The sequence below is a fragment of the Dyella sp. 01N448 genome, from assembly GCF_056399225.1.
In genome coordinates this window covers 36,617-54,186 of the sequence record NZ_JBFTQX010000006.1, presented here as the reverse complement: position 1 = coordinate 54,186, position 17,570 = coordinate 36,617, and the positions used below count along the sequence as shown (strand labels likewise).

Genomic DNA, 17,570 nt, shown 5'->3' with positions numbered 1-17,570 from the left:
TCCCACCATGCTGCGCCACCGCTTGACACCGGTGTCAATTACGTTACAGGCTGATAACAGTTCCACTGCGAGGGGCGGCTGGACGTGGCAAACGAGCATACGGATCGACTGGCGGGGATACCGGCGGTGCCGTTTCTGGCGGCCGATATCGGCGGCACGCATGCGCGTGTCGCGCTGATGCGCGCCGGTCCGGGCGGCATTCGCGGGGTGGAGACGCTCGCCTACCGCGTCTATGCCTGCGCGGACTTCCCCGTGCTGTCAGACCTGCTGCAAGCCTTTGTCGACGCCGAGGTGCATGCCCCGGTCAAGCACTGCGTGCTCGCTTGCGCGGGCCAGATCATGGGCAACGAGGTGGTCAACGACAACCTGCCCTGGCCCATCCACCTGACCCAGCTGCATCAGGCCCTGGGCCTGGACGAGGTGGCCGTACTCAACGACTTCGAAGCCCTGGCCTATGCGCTCGATGGTTCGCTCGCCGAAGGCGGCCGCCATCTGTGCGGGCCCGACGCGCACGCCAGCGGAACGACCCTGGTGATCGGACCGGGCACCGGCCTTGGCGCGGCGGTGCATGTTCCCGGCCCGGTCGGCGGCCTGGTGCTGGCGACAGAAGCCGGCCAGATGGATTTCGCGCCGAACGCGGTGCGCGAGCGCGAGGTGCTCGCGACGCTGGCGCCAGAAGGCGGCTATGTGCCGTTTGAACACATCGTGTCTGGCCCGGGCCTGCTGTCGCTCTACGTCGCCTTGTGCACCTTGGATGGCGTGGCGCCGACGCTGGCTGCACCCGAGGCCATCACCACCGCGGCGCTTGCGCACAGCGACGCACAAGCGGTGGAGGCGGTGGAGATTTTCTGTGCCTCGCTGGGCAGTTTTGCCGGCAATCTGGCGATGGCCTTCATGGCCAGCGGCGGCGTGTATCTGGCCGGCGGCTTCCTGTCGTCCATCTTCGAGCTGCTCAAGCGCAGCGCGTTCGAGGAACGATTCCTGCACGGCCGCAGTGCGCGTGCGCTGCTGTCGCAAGTACCGGTGTGGGTCACCGAGCACGGCCACCATGGCGTGCATGGCGCGGCCCAGTGGTACCTCAGGCGTGGCATGTCGGACGCCGCAGCTCCGCGGCGGGCTGCGACAGGTGGTGGCGCATGAGCCGCGTCGCGACGGCGAACATCCTCTGCTGCCTGGCCATCGCATGGATGGCGGCAATGAGCGCGGCCGTCGCCGCGCCTGTCGTTTCCAGCTGGTCATTGTTGCCGCAGCCGGCGAAGGCCAGCCCTGCAGGCTCGGGCGCGGTGGACATCGCCGATGGTGCCGTGGTGCTGGTGCGCGGTGAAGAACGGCAACAAGTGCAGTCCATCGCCGATCGCTTCCTGCAACAGGTGGCCGCAACCAACGGATTGCACCTGCGCATGGCGACGTCGGACGCAGCGCATCCCGCGATCGCATTCGATGTGAATCCGCATGCCGATGTTGCCGACGAATCCGGTTACCGCATCACCGTGGACAACGGCGGCATCGTGGTCACGTCACGAACGGCGCGCGGCGCGTTTTACGGCAGTGTCACCCTGGGTCAATTGCTGACGCCATCGGGATGGGCGCGTGGCGCCCCGGTCAAAGTGGCCAGCGGCGTGATCGACGATCACCCGCGCTTCGCCTGGCGCGCCCTGCTGCTCGACTCGGGGCGGCACTACCAGAGCGTGGCCGAGATCAAGCAGCTGATCGACTGGATGTCGCTGCACAAGTTGAACGTGTTGCTGTGGCACTTCACCGAAGACCAGGGCTGGCGCCTGGAAATCACCAAGTATCCCGAGCTCACCAAAATCGGCGCCTGCCGCAAAGCCGTGGGCCTCGACAGCGAATTGACCGGCTCCGCCGAGCAGCCCTACTGCGGCTACTACACGCAGGACCAGGCGCGCGAGATCGTGCGCTACGCCGCCGAACGCTTTGTCGATGTGGTGCCGGAAATCGACCTGCCCGGCCATTCGCAGGCTGCCGTCGCGACGTATCCGTGGCTAGGCGTCACCGGCAAGCGACCGGACGTGTGGACCGACTGGGGCGTCAGCCCGTGGCTGCTCAAGCCCGATGCAAAGACCCTGCAGTTTGTCGATGACGTGCTCGACGAGGTCATGCAGCTGTTCCCTTCGCGCTACATCTCCATCGGTGGCGACGAAGCGGACAAGCAGCAGTGGAACGCATCGCCCGAAGTGCGCGCGCAGATGCACAAGCTGGGCCTGGCGAACATGGACCAGCTGCAGGGCTGGTTTATCCAGCAGGTCGCCGCGCATCTGGTCGAGCACGGGCGCACGCCGGTCGGCTGGGATGACCAGCTGGCCACCGGCGAGAAGCTGCCGGCCTCGGAAGTGGTGATGTCATGGCATGGCGATCACAACGAACGCGTGGCGCTTACGGCCATCCGGCAAGGTCACAACGTGATCATGACGCCGCAGGAATCGCTGTACCTCGATCATGTTCAGTCCGATCTGCCTGATGAATGGCCGGGTCCGCCTCCCGCAGCAACGTTGCGGCAGGCCTATGACACGATCGTGATTCCGAAGGGCGCGAGCGCGACTGAGGCGAAGCGCATCATCGGTGTGCAGGTGAGCCTGTGGGCTGAGCAGATGCCCACCTTCGCCCACGACCAACATGCCATCTTCCCACGCATCGCCGCGTTGGCGGAACTGGGCTGGTCGCCCGCAAGCACGCACGACTGGAACAGCTTTCTGCAGCGCCTGCCGGCAGAACTGGCGCGTTATCGCGCGCTCGGCATTGCGTATGCCGACAGCGCATTTGCACCTGCTTTCCAGGTGACCGCCGCGGCCAACGGCGCATTCCGCGTCGAGCTGTCCAATCAGGTGCAGTTCGGCACGATCCGTTACACGACGGACGGCTCCGACCCGACCGCTCAATCCGCAGCCTATGCGAAACCACTCACACTGCCGGCAAACACGAACCTGCGCGCCGCAACCTTCGCGGCGGACGGCTTCGAACTTGCCGCGCCGCGCGCGCAGGCGCTGGATGCATCCACCCTGCTGAGCCGCGACGGCAGCGCGCTCGCCACCTGTTCCAGGCAGCCGGCCTCGCGCCTCGACGGCAGCAAGCCGGCGCAGGGAACAAGGCCGGTCTATTCCGTCGATATCGGCAACGCGTGCTGGCTATGGCCACAAGCGCCGCTGGCTGGCGCCAAGCAGGTCTCGCTCATCGTCGAGCGCATCAGCTGGCGTTTCGGCGATGAGGCCAAAGACGCGGTGATGCGCCAGAAGATCAGCGCCGCGGGTGAAATCGAGATCCATGCCGACACGTGCACGGGTCCGCTGTTGGCTCGCCTGCCGCTGCAGAGCGCGGCGCAGGCAACCGGACAAGTTCGTCTTGATGAAAAGCTTGCCACGCCGGCGGGGGCCGGCGTTCGCAACGTATGCGTTTTCGCCACCGGCGATCCACGCGATGGACAGTGGGCGCTGGCGCGTATCGCGTTTTCGAAGTGAGCAGTAAGCGGGGCATCCGCCCCGTGCCGTAGCACTGAGCATTGGCTTTGGCTGGGGAGCCAAAGTCGGGGACAACGAAAGATGGCATCACGACGGCGTGCGTACCCGCAGGCACCGCCGGGCTACGCGCATTTTGAAATACCACGGAGCAACCGAGGTTCGACAGGCAACACCAACGAGGTCAACGCCCATGTCCACCGTACTTCGCAAACATCCATTGTCATTTGCCATCACCGTGTCGCTGTTCGCCGTCGTGTCGACGTCAGCTGCAGCCTCGACCTTCGTCGATCTCCAGCAGGACGGCCAGGCTGCGCAGACCACGACCACGCAGACGCCGCCGCCGTCGCCTGACGCCAAGAAAACCGACGCCAGGAAAGCCGACGGCACTGACGCGCAGAAGAACGCGGTCAACCTGTCGGCCGTAAATGTGTCAGGCGTACGTGCCTCGCAGATGCGCGCGATCGACCTGAAACGCGATGCCGCGAACATTCAGGACAGCATCACCGCGGAGAACATCGGCGCCCTGCCCGACACCACCATCACCGACTCGCTGCAGCGCGTCACCGGCGTGCAGATCAACCGCGATGCGGGCGTGGGTACCTCAGTGGACGTGCGCGGCCTGCCGCAGGTCGGCACCATGTTGAACGGCGAAGTATTCATTACAGCCGACCAGATCGACTCGCAGCAGCCTGACTTCACCATGCTGCCGTCGACCTTGTTCCACGGCGTGGACGTGATCAAATCCCCGACGGCCAGCACCACCGACGGCGGCATCAGCGGCGCCATCGATCTGCATACGTACCGGCCGTGGGATCTCCCCAGCGGCTTTACTTACAGCTATTCGGCCAATGGCGAACGCGGCAGCACCACCCAACACACGGGGCCTGAAGCCAACGGCCTCATTTCGTACAACGACGATGGTCACTGGGGCCTGCTGATCTCCGGCGACTTCTCCAACACGCGCCGCATGAATGCCACCGAAGGCCTGGACCAGTACGGCGTGGTGCTCAACGGCGAGAACGCGGCCAGTGCCGGCGGCTACAACGGCTTCCTGACGCCGTGGAACGGGGCACCGATTCCGTCCAAGATCGTGCAGAACGCCGACGGCAGCGTGGACGTCAACGGCGACGGGAAGTCCAACGGCGTATTCATGGGCAGCCAGGACATCGGCCTCAACGACATCATCACCCAGCGCAAGCGCAAGTCGGGCAACGCGTCGTTCCAGTTTGACTTCGGCAGCGGCTTCACCGGCACGGCCGACTACTTCTATTCGTCGCAGCGCGAGTACGACCGCAACGTCGGCATCCAGTTCAACTCCACCAACTGGCAAGGCGCCACGTACGTTCCGCTGCAGTCGCGCAATACCGGAGCGCCCGCGCTGGGCTCGTACGGCACGCCGGAGCCGGGCTGGGAAGGTTCGCAGTACTACACCACGCAGCAGTACGAAAAGTGGCCCGGTGACGTGGAGTCTTACTCGCAGATCATCCAGAAGAGTTCCGTTGCAAGAAACCTGAACCTGCAGCTGGATTACGACAACGGCGGCCCGTTTACGGCGAGCGTGCGCGGTATCCGCGACACGGCCTCGCAGTCGTTCCAGGAATCGGACGTCAATATCTCCGACTCTGACGGCGCGCTCTGGCCCAACGTGTTGATGGACGGCGTGGATCCCGACTCCGTGCCGCCGGGCACCATGGTCTATCCCGCGCAGTTGGGCGGCAACCGCGTGTTCAACGCCAACGGGATTCCGCAAAACACCATACCGATCATCGCCAACTTCAATGGCCGCTATATCAAGATCGATGTGCCGCCGTCGCTGGCCAGCAACTTTGCCAACCCTGCCGACTGGACGATGAAGACACTGGAATCGTCGGGCGATTACGACCGAAAGGTTGCGCTCAACGCCTTGCGCTTCGACGGCAAGTACGATTTCCAGGACGGCTTCAAACTGGAATTCGGCATCCGCAACAGCATCCGCAGCGCCGACAACGAAGGCTGGACGCTGGAGGCGCCGGTCTACGCCGGCATGGGCGCCAGCGATCCCGCGGGATGCCTGGTGCGCTACGTCGGCGCCGACGTGGTGTTGAACAGCGGCTCGTGTACCGCCGGCAATGACCAGGGCTATTTCCGCGCAGGTCCGCTGTCGGCGATATCGATGCCCAACACCGCCGCGCCGCTGGCCAACAACTTCAAGCAGTACAACAACCTGCTTGGCTCGGGCATCAACTTCTGGGCGATCGACCCCAATGCGATGGTCAACCCCATCGCCTATTGGAACTCGCTCTATCCGGGCACCCAGCAGGTGGCTGAGCCCGGCACCACCTGGGCGGTGCGCTTGAAGGAGCTGTCGGGCTACCTGCAGGGCGATTTCAACGGCACGATCTGGGACATGCCATACAGCGGCAACATCGGCGTGCGCCTGATCCACACCAACCTCGATGTGACCCAGCACCTCAGCGGCGATCCGGGCGCCTACGGCGACGAACCGGAAGATGTGGGAACGGCGACGACCAAGCGCAGCTACCAGGACGTGCTGCCCTCGGCCAACTTCGCGCTGGACGTGACCGACAGCTTCAAGGTTCGACTGGCCTACTCCAAGAACATGATGCCGCTGGACCTGAGCACCTGGGGCGGTGGCCTTCAGCTCAACTACTCGCTGGCAGAAACGCCGCAAGGGCCGATCTTCCGCGTAGCCAACGGCACGTCCACCGGCAATCCCAATCTCAACCCGTGGCGCTCCACCAACTTCGGCGCTTCGGCCGAGTACTACATCAACGAAACCAGCATGCTCAGCCTGGCGCTGTTCCGCATCAACGTGGACAGCTTCATCAAGAACGGCAGCGTGACCAACTGCACGCTGCCCGACGAAGACGGCGTGGTGCGCGATCACTGCATCGTGATCACCCAGCCAGTGCAGGGTACGGGCAACTCCATCCACGGCGCCGAGTTCGACTACCGCCAGGGCTTCACGTTCCTGCCGAGCTTCCTGTCGAAGACGGGTATGGAAATCAATGCCACGTATGCGCCCAGCAACTCGGGCGAAACGGATCTGGCCGGCAAGAAGATCCCGTTCCAGGACAACTCCACCAAGTCTGGCAACTTCATCCTGTGGTATCAGGACGATCATTTCCAGGCGCGCCTTGCCTACAACTACCGTTCGCGGCGCGCGGTGATGGACAGCGTGGGCGGCATCACCGGCCTGGAAATGTACGAGGCGCCACAGAAGTACCTGGATGCATCGATCTCGTACAAGTTCAGCAAGTACGCCGAAGTGTTCCTGGACGGTACCAACCTCACCAACGAGTATCAGAAGTACTACCTGGTGTGGCCCGACCAGCCCGGCCACTCGACGTTCTCCGAGCGCAGTTTCATGCTGGGCGTGCGAGGCCAGTGGTAAGGGAAGCGGCATGACGACGATCCCACTCCTGCCCTCGCGGGAGTGGGATCGCTGCAGGGCCTCATGTCATAGCTACAGGTTCGTTCTTCCGGGTGGCTTCACCGTCGCCCCGTTCGCCACTCCGTTTCCACAAGGCAAGCATGCAGGATTCCAGCGCGCCCAAGTCCGTTCGCGACAACGCCTTCCATCGCTCCATCGGCGTGTTCTCGGGAACGGCAATCAACATGACCCAGATGTGCGGCATCGGGCCGTTCATCACCATTCCCATCATGGTCGCCACCATGGGCGGCCCGCAGGCCATCATTGGCTGGATCGTCGGCGCCATCCTGGCGATGGCCGATGGGCTGGTGTGGGCCGAACTCGGCGCCGCCATGCCCGGTTCCGGCGGCACCTATGTCTACCTGCGCGAGGCGTTCCAGTACCGCACCGGCAAACTGATGCCGTTCCTGTTTATCTGGACCATGCTGCTGGCCATTCCCTTGTTGATGTCCACCGGCATCATCGGCATGGCGGAATATCTGGGCTTCTTCTTTCCAAACCTGGGCTGGTGGCCGGTGCATCTGATCGGCGTGGCAGCCACCGCGCTGGTCACGTGGATGCTCTATCGCCGCATCGAGTCGGTGCGTGCGATCACCATCGCGCTGTGGGTGATCATGCTGGTGTCGGTGGTCGGCGTGACCGCGGCGGGCTTCTCGCACTTCCATGCGAGTTACGCGTTCGACTTCCCTGCCGATGCGTTCGGCGGCCACTTCTTCGTGGGCCTGGGCGCGGGACTGATCATCGGCATCTACGATTATCTGGGCTACAACACCACCGCCTATATCGGCGATGAGTTGCGCGATCCGGGCCGCACCATGCCCCGCTCCATCATCATCTCGGTGATCGCGATGATGGTGGTCTACCTGCTGCTCAATATCAGCGTGCTTGGCGTGGCGCCGTGGCAGGAGATCGCGCAGTCCAAGTCGGTGGCCTCGCTGGTGGTGGAACGCAGCTGGGGCCATCTGGCCGCCGCCGTGATGACCGTACTGATCATCGTGACTGCGTTTGCCTCGGTATTCACCGGCCTGCTCGGCGGCTCACGCGTGCCGTTCGAGGCGGCGCGGGACAAGGTGTTCCTGTCCGTGTTCGCACGACTGCATGCAAAACACGGCTTCCCGCACGTCGCGCTCCTGACGATGGGCGTGGTCACGGCGATCGGCACGTTCTTCGACCTCACCGAGGTCATCAATATGCTGCTGACTGCGATCATCATTGTGCAGTCCTTCGCGCAGATCGCCGCGCTGATCGTGCTGCGCAAGCGCCAGCCAAATCTCGAACGCCCGTACAAGCAATGGCTCTATCCCGTGCCCTGCATCATCGCGCTGTTCGGGTGGATCTATGTGTACCTCTCTGCCTCCACTCTTTCGCTGATCCTCTCCGGCGTGTGGATCGTCGCCGGCCTGGTGGTGTTTGCGATCTGGGCGCGACTCAATCAATCCTGGCCATTTGCGCCGGTGGAAATACGCGAAACCTATCTTGGGAAACCTTGACGCCATGCAAACTCCAGCCAGGCACACGCTGTGGATGATGGTCGCGATGGCGGCATCGGCCGCCTCGGTGGTACACGCCCAGGCGACCTACGTCCCCACCACGGTCGCCGCCGATGCGGGGTCCGTCACTTCAATCGCTCACTGGCAAATCCAGGACAGCGCGAAGGCGCAGCAAGCGGGCGCCGAGATCTCCTTGGCGGGTTACTCCACCAAGGAGTGGTACCCGGTGAGCGGCCGCGCGACCGTCATGGCCGGCTTGCTCGAGAACCACACGTTCAAGAACGATGTCTTCTACAGCGACAACATGCGCGCGGTGCAGGTGCCCGATTCCAGTGGCAACCTGTTCGTGACGCCGTGGTGGTATCGCACGCAGTTCACGCTGTCCAAGGACCTGGGTCAAAAGCACACGATGCTGCATACCAACGGCATCATCGCGAGCGCCGACCTGTGGGTGAACGGGCATCAGGTGGTCGACCACGCCGAGCTCGCCGGTGCCTATCCCGTGCACGACTTCGACGTGACGCGCTGGGTACACGCGGGCGCCAATGTGCTCGCCATGCGCGTGCATCCGGCCGATCCACGAACCAGCCTGTCGATCGGCTGGGTGGACTGGAACCCCACCCCGCCGGACAACAACATGGGCCCCTGGCGAGGCGTGGATATCGCGCTGACCGGGCCGGTCGCGTTGAGCTATCCGCACGTGCAATCGACGCTGTCGCCCGATCTCTCGCACGCCACGCTGGCCGTGAAAGTCACCGCGAAGAACCTCGACACGGCAGCGCATGACGCCACGATCAGCGGCACCGTGGCAGGCGTCCCCATCCAGCAGACCGTGCATCTCGCGCCGGGACAGACGCAGGACGTGTCCTTCTCGTCCAGCACCACGCCGGGCATGGCCTTGGATCATCCCAAGATCTGGTGGCCGGTCGGCATGGGCGACCATCCGCTTTACCAACTGGAGATGAGCGCCGCCGTCGATGGCGCAACCTCCGACCGCGCGACGGCAAGTTTCGGCATGCGCAGCGTCAGTTCCAACCTGACCAAGCAGGGTTACCGCCAGTTCTTCATCAATGGCAAACCCTTGCTGATCCGCGGCGGCGGCTGGGCCCCGGACATGTTTCTGCGCGACGACCCCGCGCGCATGGAGGCCGAGTTCAACTATGTGCTCAATCTTGGCCTCAACACCATCCGCAGCGAAGGCAAGCTGGAGAACCAGCGTTTCTACGAACTCGCCGACCAGCACGGCATCTTGATACTCGCTGGCTGGGAATGCTGCGACAAATGGGAATCGGCCGCCAAGACCGGCGGCTCGCCCTGGACGGCCGCTGATATGAAAGTGGCGGAGGACTCCATGGCCAGCGAGGCGCGCCTGCTGCGCAACCATCCCTCGGTGATCGGCTTCCTGATCGGCAGCGACAATGCGCCGCCGCCGCCCATCGCCAAGATGTACGTCGATACGCTGCGCGCGGCGGATTGGTCCTTGCCCATCATCTCGGCGGCCGTCCCGCAGGGCACCGCCGATGCTGGTCCGTCCGGCCTGAAGATGGCCGGCCCGTACGACTGGATACCGCCGTCGTATTGGTACGCCGACAAATTGGGCGGCGCGTTTGGCTTCGATTCGGAAGTCAGCGCGGGTGCCGATATCCCGCGACTGGAAGACGTGCAGCGCATGCTGTCGCCACAGGAGCAGGAGGCGCTGTGGAAATATTCGGAGCAGAGGCAATACCACGCCTCCGCGGACTGGTCGACGTTCGCCGTGCTCACGCCGTTCGACAACGCGCTGGCCAAGCGCTATGGCGCGCCCACGAGTCTCGCCGACTATGTTACCAAGGCCCAACTCGACAACTACGACAACGTGCGTGCCCAGTTCGAAGCGTTCAATGCGCACATGGATGCCGCCAATCCATCGACCGGCGTCATCTACTGGATGCTCAACAACGCGTGGCCCTCGCTGCACTGGCATCTGTACGGCTACTACATGAATCCCGCCGGCGCGTATTTCGGCGCCAAGAAGGCCAACGAGCTGGTGCATATCCAGTATTCGTACGACTCCAAGGCCATCGTGCTGGTGAATCAGACGCTGGATGATGTCCACGGACTGCAGGCGAACATCCGCTTACGCAACCTGGATGGCAGCATGCGCTTCGAGAAGCACCTGCAAGACATCGACCTGGCGGGGAATCACACGCGCCAGCTGGCGACACTGCCGGCGATCGCCAACCTGTCTCCCACCTACTTCATCGAGCTCGAACTTGCCGCTGCCGACGGCAAGCCGGTCAGCCGCAATGTCTACTGGCTGTCCACCCGGGCGGACGTACTCGACTGGGCGAAATCGAACTGGTATCTCACCCCGCTGACGCAGTATGGGGATCTGACCGCACTGCAGTCCTTGCCGGCCGCGACCAGCGAGATCCACGCCAGCACCACGCGCGACGGCAAGGACGAGGTCACCACGATCACACTGTCGGTGCCTGCATCGTCCAAGGCCGTGGCGCTGTTCCAGCACGTGTCGATCCGGCGTGGCGCGCATGGCGATCTTGCGCTGCCGATACGCTGGAATGACAATGACGTCACGCTCTGGCCCGGCGAGTCGATCGTGCTGACCGCGCGCTATGCATCGCAGGAAACTGTCGTACCGGTGGTCGAAGTGAGTGGATGGAACGTTCCCGCTCAAAGCGTTCCGGCTGCCATCACGCAGGGAGCAGTTCATTGAAGACGCAAAGGCTTTCATGTCGCGTGTGACCATCAACGACGTCGCCCGTGCCTCGGACACGTCGAAGAAGACCGTATCGCGCGTGCTGAACAACGAGCCGAATGTGCGCGACTCGGTGCGCGACCGCGTACTCGCGGCCGTGGCCGAACTCAACTACCGGCCGCTCACCTCGGCACGCAGCCTGGCGACGAATCGCTCATTCATGATCGGCCTGCTCTACGACAACTTGTCGCCGAGCTACATCATGGAAGTCCAGGCCGGCGTGCTGGAGGCCTGCGAGGCCCGGCAATACAGCATGATGGTGCAGCCGCTGGTGTCGACGGCGCCCGATTTCGTCGAGCGCGTCGAGAGCATTCTTTCGCGGCACCAACCCGATGGGCTGATCCTGACGCCGCCCATCACCGATCATGCAAAGCTGCTCGACCATCTGCGCAAGCACGACCTTCCGTTTGCCTCGATCGCGCCGCGGCAACCCAAGGGCTGCATCGGCGTGATGCTGCGCGAGCGTGAAGCGGCGGCGGCGATGGTGGATCACCTGGTGGCCCTGGGCCATCGTCGCATCGCACACATCATCGGCGATCCGAAGCACGGCGCAGGCATCTGGCGCCTCGCCGGCTTCCGCGATGGCATGAAGCGCGCAGGCCTGGAGGAGAACCCGGCGTATATGGTGCAGGGCCAGTTTTCCTTCGAGTCCGGCGTGGCTGCAGCTCGCCGACTGCTCAAGCTCAAGCATCGGCCCACCGCCATTTTCGCGGCCGACGATGACATGGCCGTCGGTGCAATCTGGGCCGCGGCGGAGGCCGGGGTGTCGGTGCCCGGCGATATCTCCATCTGCGGCTTCGACGACACCACGATCGCGACACAGGTGTGGCCGCTGCTGACCACGGTCCACCAACCCGTACGCGACATGGGCAAGCGCGCCACTGAGGAGCTGCTGCTGCGTGTACTGGGCAAGGGAGAAGCCCGCATGGTCGAAGTCGGCTACGAGATGCGCATGCGCGCGTCGACGGCGCGCGCGCCCTGAATCGGGCACTATCCAGCAGAACCAGGCCAACGATCGAGAGGATCACCCGCATGCCAGCCACGCCAGACGCCAGCAACCCGCCGCGGAAGTTCCACTTCATTTCCGGGTTGCCGCGCGCCGGCACCACCCTGCTGGCCGCCATCCTCAATCAGAACCCGCGTTTTCGCGCCGGCATGACCAGCCCGCTGGCCGACATCATGGGCGTGGTGATCGCCGAGGCCAGCAGCAAGAACGATTTCTCCTTCGATGTCTCCGACGAGCAGCGCGTTGCGGTATTGCGCGGGCTGGTCGAGAACTTCTACTCGGTTGAAGGCGGCGCCGAGGTGGTGTTCGACACCAGCCGGCTGTGGTGCAGCCGCATGCAGCTGCTCAACACGCTGTTCCCAGGCGTGAAGGTCGTCGCCTGCGTGCGCCAGCTGGCCTGGGTGCTGGACAGCATGGAGCGGCTGGTGCGCCGCCAACCGGTCAGTGTCAGCAAGGTGTTCCGGTTCGACACCAACACCACCGTGTACTCGCGCGTCGAAGCCTTGACTGATCCGCGCGGCATGGTCGGCTTCGCCTACCAGGCCACCAAGGAGGCCTTCTACGGCGAATACGCGCACGACCACCTGATGCTGCTGACCTACGAAAGCCTGGTGCGCGACCCCGCCGCCGCCGTGCGCGCGGTCTATCAATTCCTCGGCGAACCCTGGTTCGAACACGACTTCGACCACATCCAGTACAACGCCGACGAATTCGACGCCCGCGTCGGCATGCCCGGCCTGCATTCCGTCCGTCCGAAAGTGGAATCGGTGGAACGCCAGCCCATCCTGCCGCGCGAGATCTTCGGACGCTTCGCCAACGAGGCCTTCTGGATGGATCCGAAAAACAACGTCAACCAGGTGGCCATCGTGTAACTGGGCGACAGCGACCCCACGAACAAAGGCCGCTTGCGCGGCCTTTGTCGTTGCTGCGAGAGGTCAATCACTCAGGGCGCGGCGGCGTCGGCGCGCTGGAACGCATCAGGACGGCAGTACAGGATGAGGAAGGACGCCAACAAGCCGAGCCGCAACAGCGGCGGAATGATGGTTACCAGGGCGGCTATCAAAAACACGGCCAACATGATCCACGCCCTGTACCACTGCCATCGTCGCGATCGCGGATCGATGCCGTCCGGCAGGTGAGAAAAACTTTCCCGCATCAACACCATGTACGTGCCCTGCACCAGAAAGAACACCAGGGCGTAGAGCGTCAGCGGGAATGACGCCATCTCGCTTTCGGCCAGCCAGGCGGTGGTAAAGGGAATGAAGGAAATCGCAAACAGATTGGCGAAGTTCGCCAGGGCCAGGGTACCCGTCAGATACTGCGCGTAACGAAGCGTCGCATGATGATTCAACCAGACGACGGCAATGAAGGCATAGCTCACCGCGTAACTGACCAGATCGGGCCACAGGCTGATCAACGCGGGAAGATCGTGACCGGCGGGCGCCTTGAACGCCAGAACCATCACCGTGATGATGACGGCAAAAATGCCGTCGGAAAGCGCATAAAAACGCGCCAGCCGTTCTTTGCTCTTGGTCATGATGTCACCCAGCGACGGGTTGGTGTGGCCACTGCCGTTTCAGCTGCCGACCCCGCTTCGGGTTACCGGCGGGCCTTATAAGGGTGCACGCAGCGCCCACTGCTCAGCAAGCTCGCGTGGCAGGTCTGCCCGAGGTCGACGAAGCGCCCGAAACGCTCCCTGGCATGACCCAATCCCCCTTATGTCCGATTGGCCAGGCAGCCCAAGGCAGCTTAAGGTTTAGCCAAGGTCACGATCGGGCTTATGGCAACGGGACCAAACGCAAATTTTCAGCGGCAAAAGTCCCGTAAGGTTTCAGCTCGCAGGACTGCGCTCAGAGGTCGGGGGGATGGGCGATGAACACGACGGTCGACTTTCACGCGATTCCGCGGGCCGCAGGTGGCCGCGCTCAAGGCGGAAGGGCAACCCAGGAAGATGACCTTATCTGCCTCCACGATTCGGCTTCGTCCACCTGGCTGTTGGTGCTGGCCGACGGCATGGGTGGCGATGGCGCGGGCGAACTGGCCTCCCATGGCGTGATCCAGGCGACTCTTCGCCTGTGGGAGCAAGGTGCCTGGCGCTCCCTGCCGGGATCGCTCTTTCTCGAGACGCTTTGCCAGGAAGCGCATACCCAACTGCAGCAGCACGGCGAACATCTCGCAGGCGCGCAACCGCATTCCACCATCGTCGCGGCGCTCATTCGCGCCAGCCGGGTCTCGTGGGCACACGTCGGCGACAGTCGCCTTTATCGCTTTCGGGGAACGCGTCTGATCGGTCGCACCGAAGACCACAGCCTCGGGCAACTGAAATTGCAACGCGGGGAACTGACCGAAGGCGAGCTGGCCAACGATCCCGACCAGCATAAACTCCTGCGTGGACTGGGAGGGCCGCAACCTCCGGTCGTCGAACACGGCTTCGCTGAGCTGGACGGCGATCAGACTTTTGTCCTTTGCAGCGATGGGGTATGGGAGCAACTCACGACCGAGGAGCTGGCATCCCTCTCGCAGCGGCGTGACCAGCATGAGGCCTTGAAGGAAGCCTTGGCCACGGCGGTTGAGCGTGGCGGCCGCGACGGCGACAACGTCGCCCTGATTTTCGCCCACGCAAGCGGTGAAGGCCGCTTGCGGCGGTACCGGAACAAACTTTGGTCTGCGATGCAGCGCACCGTCGCCTTTGGGCAGCGAGCCGCTGAGCAGACCGCAACCAGAGATAGCGAAACATGAGCCTGGCTCGATCGACTGAAACCATGCACCCGATGCTTTGGCGTACGCTGCAGGTAGCGCTTTGCATGGCCCTCCTTGCCATGACCGGTTGCGCCCAGATCGGCAACCTCCGGTCCAAAGCGAGCAGCTCCGCCAACAGCAGCAGCGGCGCCGCGTCGCCGACGGGCAATCGCGAGGCTGCAACCGGCGACAACGAGTCGCTTTCGTTGAATGCCATAACCAATACTTACTTTCTGCGCGGTCGCTACGCGGAAGGCGAGCAGAGCTTGCGGCAGTATCTGGCGAAATACCCGACCGACCGCACGGCACAAATCCTGTTGCGGCAGCTCACGGTCGATCCGAACACGGCCCTTGGTAAACAGTCGCGCCCGTACGTCGTGCAAGCCGGGGACTCTTACGGCACATTGGCCGCTCGCAGCCTGGGGGATTCCAATCTATTCCTGTTGCTGGCCCGCTATAACGGGTCGACCAATCCCTCGTCGTTGCACGCGGGTGAGACCATCCGCCTGCCCCAATCGCCGTTGCGGGCCTCGTGGTCTTCGGATACGGCGCCGGCCAAAACCAATACGCCCAGTCGCAGCGCGGCGCCCACCGCGCCGGTCGCCACCACCGAAGCTGCACCCGCAGGCGAGTCGCCTGCCTCCAAGGCGCAACGCCTGCAACTGGAAAGTGTGGCCTTGTCGCAGCAGGGAAAGAACGCTCAGGCATTGACGCGACTGGACCAGGCGCTGACCATCGACCCGCATTTGAAGCCCGCAGGAAACCAGGCGCTGAGAGAGCAATTGGTCGGCTCCTATCACGAGCGCGCGGTAGTGCTGTATCGCGACCAGAAGCTCGACCAGGCGATTGCCTTGTGGGACCGCGTCCTCGCGATTGACCCCAACTACGAGCGCGCCGTGATCTACCGGGCGAGAGCCGTTGAACTGCAGCATCGCCTCAAGCAGCTGTAACGCGCGCCTCCCCGCCCCGTGGGTCTATCGATCCTCTTTGGCCGCTGACGGCGACATGACCACCGTTGGCTGCCTCGCCGGACTTGCCGCGACGGCAGGGGATGCCGAAGCATCGTTGCGATGCCGCGCCTCCAGGGCACTGCTCATCTGATTGAAGGCGACGAACAATCGACCCAGTTCATCGTGGCGAACCAGGCGGATGCGCTGGCTGAAGTCGCCGCGGCCAACCTGCACCAGGGAATCCCCCAGCATGCCAAGCAAGGCCAGCGGCTGTCGGAACAGCCAATAAGCCGCGCCAACCAGCGCCATCAAGGTGATGACGAGCACCCCCACGATGACCCAGAACGTCGTGCGCTCGGCCTCGAGCAGGGGCGCCTTGCTGACGCCCAGGCGCAACTCGCCGACGGCCTTGGCCTGATAACGAATAGGCACGTCGAACAACAGCAAGTCATCGCCATGGGAGTCTGCATCGACGCGGCCAACGTAACGTTCCACCTCGCCGGCCAAGGTCTGCTTTTCGGCATCGAGCTTGGGCAGTGTCTTGCCGACATCCCCCGGTTGCGTGCTCGCCACCACCGCGCCCTCTCGATTGGCAATGGCGAGGTATTGGATCTGCTGGTTGTTCGCGATGTCCTGCACCAGGGCCCGGGTGGCGGGGTCATCGCCCAACAACAGGTTCTCGGCTGCCTCACTTGCGACCATGCGACCCAGCGAACCGCCAAAGTCGGTGGCGAGCCCCGTCACCGCGCCATGCTGCTTGGCATAGATCACCGCCAGGCCCAGCAGCAGCACCAGGCATAGCGTGGCGCCCAGGGCGCCAATCCAACGCAGGCGCAGCGAGATGATGCGCGTGGCCAGCGGCGACTCATGCGATCGCTCGTGCTCCCGGCGCGCCAACCGCAGATCGTTGATGACTTCGGCGCCGCTCTGGTAACGCGCCTCGGGTGCCGGCGCGAGCAGAGTCCGCACGATGCCCGCGAGCATCGACGGTATCGTCGGATCGACGGGCACCATCGCAGGTAATGGCTGACGCTGCCGCTCCCTGATCAGGCGCTTGAGATCGTCGGTTTCCGGCCATGGCAATTTGCCGGTGAGCAGCCAGTACAGCACGACGCCAAGCGAAAAAAGGTCGCTGCGTGCATCGGCACGCTCGCCACGCAAGCGCTCCGGCGCCATATAGGCGGGCGTGCCGCCGATCTGCCTGGCCTGGCCTTGCCTGATGCTGTTGACGGGTCTGCGCTCGGCGATGCCAAAGTCACTGAGCTTGGCGCAATGCCAATTCTCCGAGAGCATGATGTTCTCAGGCTTGACGTCGTGATGGATGACGCCCTGCCCGTGCGCATAGTCCAGCGCCGATGCCACTTGTGACGCCAGCTCGATGATCACCGCCAGCGGCGGCAATCCTTCTTGCGAGACGCGGCTTGCCAGCGTCTCGCCCGAAAGCCTTTCCATCGCAATGTATTTGCGGCCGTCGTCCGTTTCGCCGGTATCAAAGATCGTGACGATATTGGGATGCACCAGGTGGCCGGACGCGCGCGCCTCCAGCAAGAACCTCACCATCAATCTCGGGTCAGTCGCCACGTTGCGATGCAGGCATTTGATCGCCACCGGCCGGTCGATGCCGGGATCAAAGCCGGCGTACACCACCGCCATCGCGCCCTCGCCGAGCACACCGTCGATCCGGTAGCGCCCGATGGAGCGCGGTCGCATGCGCTCAACCGTAC

11 protein-coding genes are annotated in these 17,570 nt (G+C 63.9%); 9 read left to right on the top strand and 2 right to left on the bottom strand.

Going from position 1 to position 17,570, the window contains the following annotated elements:
* Window positions 1-84 precede the first annotated feature (84 nt).
* From AC1DKY_RS12340 to AC1DKY_RS12310, 7 genes are all read left to right on the top strand, one after another.
* Window positions 85-1,140, top strand: coding sequence for a glucokinase (locus AC1DKY_RS12340; RefSeq protein ID WP_441603619.1), 1,056 nt, complete (start codon window positions 85-87; stop codon window positions 1,138-1,140).
* Window positions 1,137-3,473 (top strand): beta-N-acetylhexosaminidase, encoded by a 2,337-nt coding sequence (locus tag AC1DKY_RS12335; protein WP_441603618.1) that lies wholly within the window; start codon window positions 1,137-1,139, stop codon window positions 3,471-3,473. Before AC1DKY_RS12340 ends, AC1DKY_RS12335 begins: the two co-directional genes overlap by 4 nt.
* A gap of 190 nt (window positions 3,474-3,663) precedes the next feature.
* Complete coding sequence (locus tag AC1DKY_RS12330; protein ID WP_441603617.1) at window positions 3,664-6,867, top strand: TonB-dependent receptor; 3,204 nt, start codon at window positions 3,664-3,666, stop codon at window positions 6,865-6,867.
* Between the two features lie 140 nt (window positions 6,868-7,007).
* On the top strand, window positions 7,008-8,396 hold the full coding sequence (locus AC1DKY_RS12325) for an APC family permease (protein WP_441603616.1): 1,389 nt from the start codon (window positions 7,008-7,010) through the stop codon (window positions 8,394-8,396).
* A gap of 4 nt (window positions 8,397-8,400) precedes the next feature.
* Window positions 8,401-11,109 (top strand): glycosyl hydrolase 2 galactose-binding domain-containing protein, encoded by a 2,709-nt coding sequence (locus tag AC1DKY_RS12320; protein WP_441603615.1) that lies wholly within the window; start codon window positions 8,401-8,403, stop codon window positions 11,107-11,109.
* A gap of 16 nt (window positions 11,110-11,125) precedes the next feature.
* Entirely contained in the window at window positions 11,126-12,133 is a 1,008-nt protein-coding gene (locus AC1DKY_RS12315) for a LacI family DNA-binding transcriptional regulator (RefSeq protein ID WP_441603614.1), read from the top strand.
* Window positions 12,134-12,183: 50 nt separating this feature from the next.
* Window positions 12,184-13,029 carry a sulfotransferase family protein gene (locus tag AC1DKY_RS12310; RefSeq protein WP_441603613.1) on the top strand — a complete coding sequence of 282 codons (846 nt, stop codon included), beginning with the start codon at window positions 12,184-12,186 and terminating at the stop codon, window positions 13,027-13,029.
* A gap of 71 nt (window positions 13,030-13,100) precedes the next feature.
* Here AC1DKY_RS12310 and AC1DKY_RS12305 read toward each other — a convergent pair whose 3' ends face one another.
* Window positions 13,101-13,694 carry a TMEM175 family protein gene (locus AC1DKY_RS12305; RefSeq protein ID WP_441603612.1) on the bottom strand — a complete coding sequence of 198 codons (594 nt, stop codon included), beginning with the start codon at window positions 13,692-13,694 and terminating at the stop codon, window positions 13,101-13,103.
* Window positions 13,695-14,029: 335 nt separating this feature from the next.
* Between AC1DKY_RS12305 and AC1DKY_RS12300 the strand changes: the two genes are divergently transcribed.
* The gene (locus AC1DKY_RS12300) at window positions 14,030-14,896 is read left to right on the top strand and encodes a PP2C family protein-serine/threonine phosphatase (RefSeq protein ID WP_441603611.1); all 867 of its coding nucleotides are present in this window, start codon (window positions 14,030-14,032) and stop codon (window positions 14,894-14,896) included.
* A gap of 65 nt (window positions 14,897-14,961) precedes the next feature.
* Complete coding sequence (locus AC1DKY_RS12295; protein WP_441603610.1) at window positions 14,962-15,846, top strand: LysM peptidoglycan-binding domain-containing protein; 885 nt, start codon at window positions 14,962-14,964, stop codon at window positions 15,844-15,846.
* Between the two features lie 24 nt (window positions 15,847-15,870).
* On the opposite strand, the gene AC1DKY_RS12290 is transcribed toward AC1DKY_RS12295, so the two are convergent.
* Window positions 15,871-17,556 (bottom strand): protein kinase domain-containing protein, encoded by a 1,686-nt coding sequence (locus tag AC1DKY_RS12290; protein WP_441603609.1) that lies wholly within the window; start codon window positions 17,554-17,556, stop codon window positions 15,871-15,873.
* Window positions 17,557-17,570 lie beyond the last annotated feature (14 nt).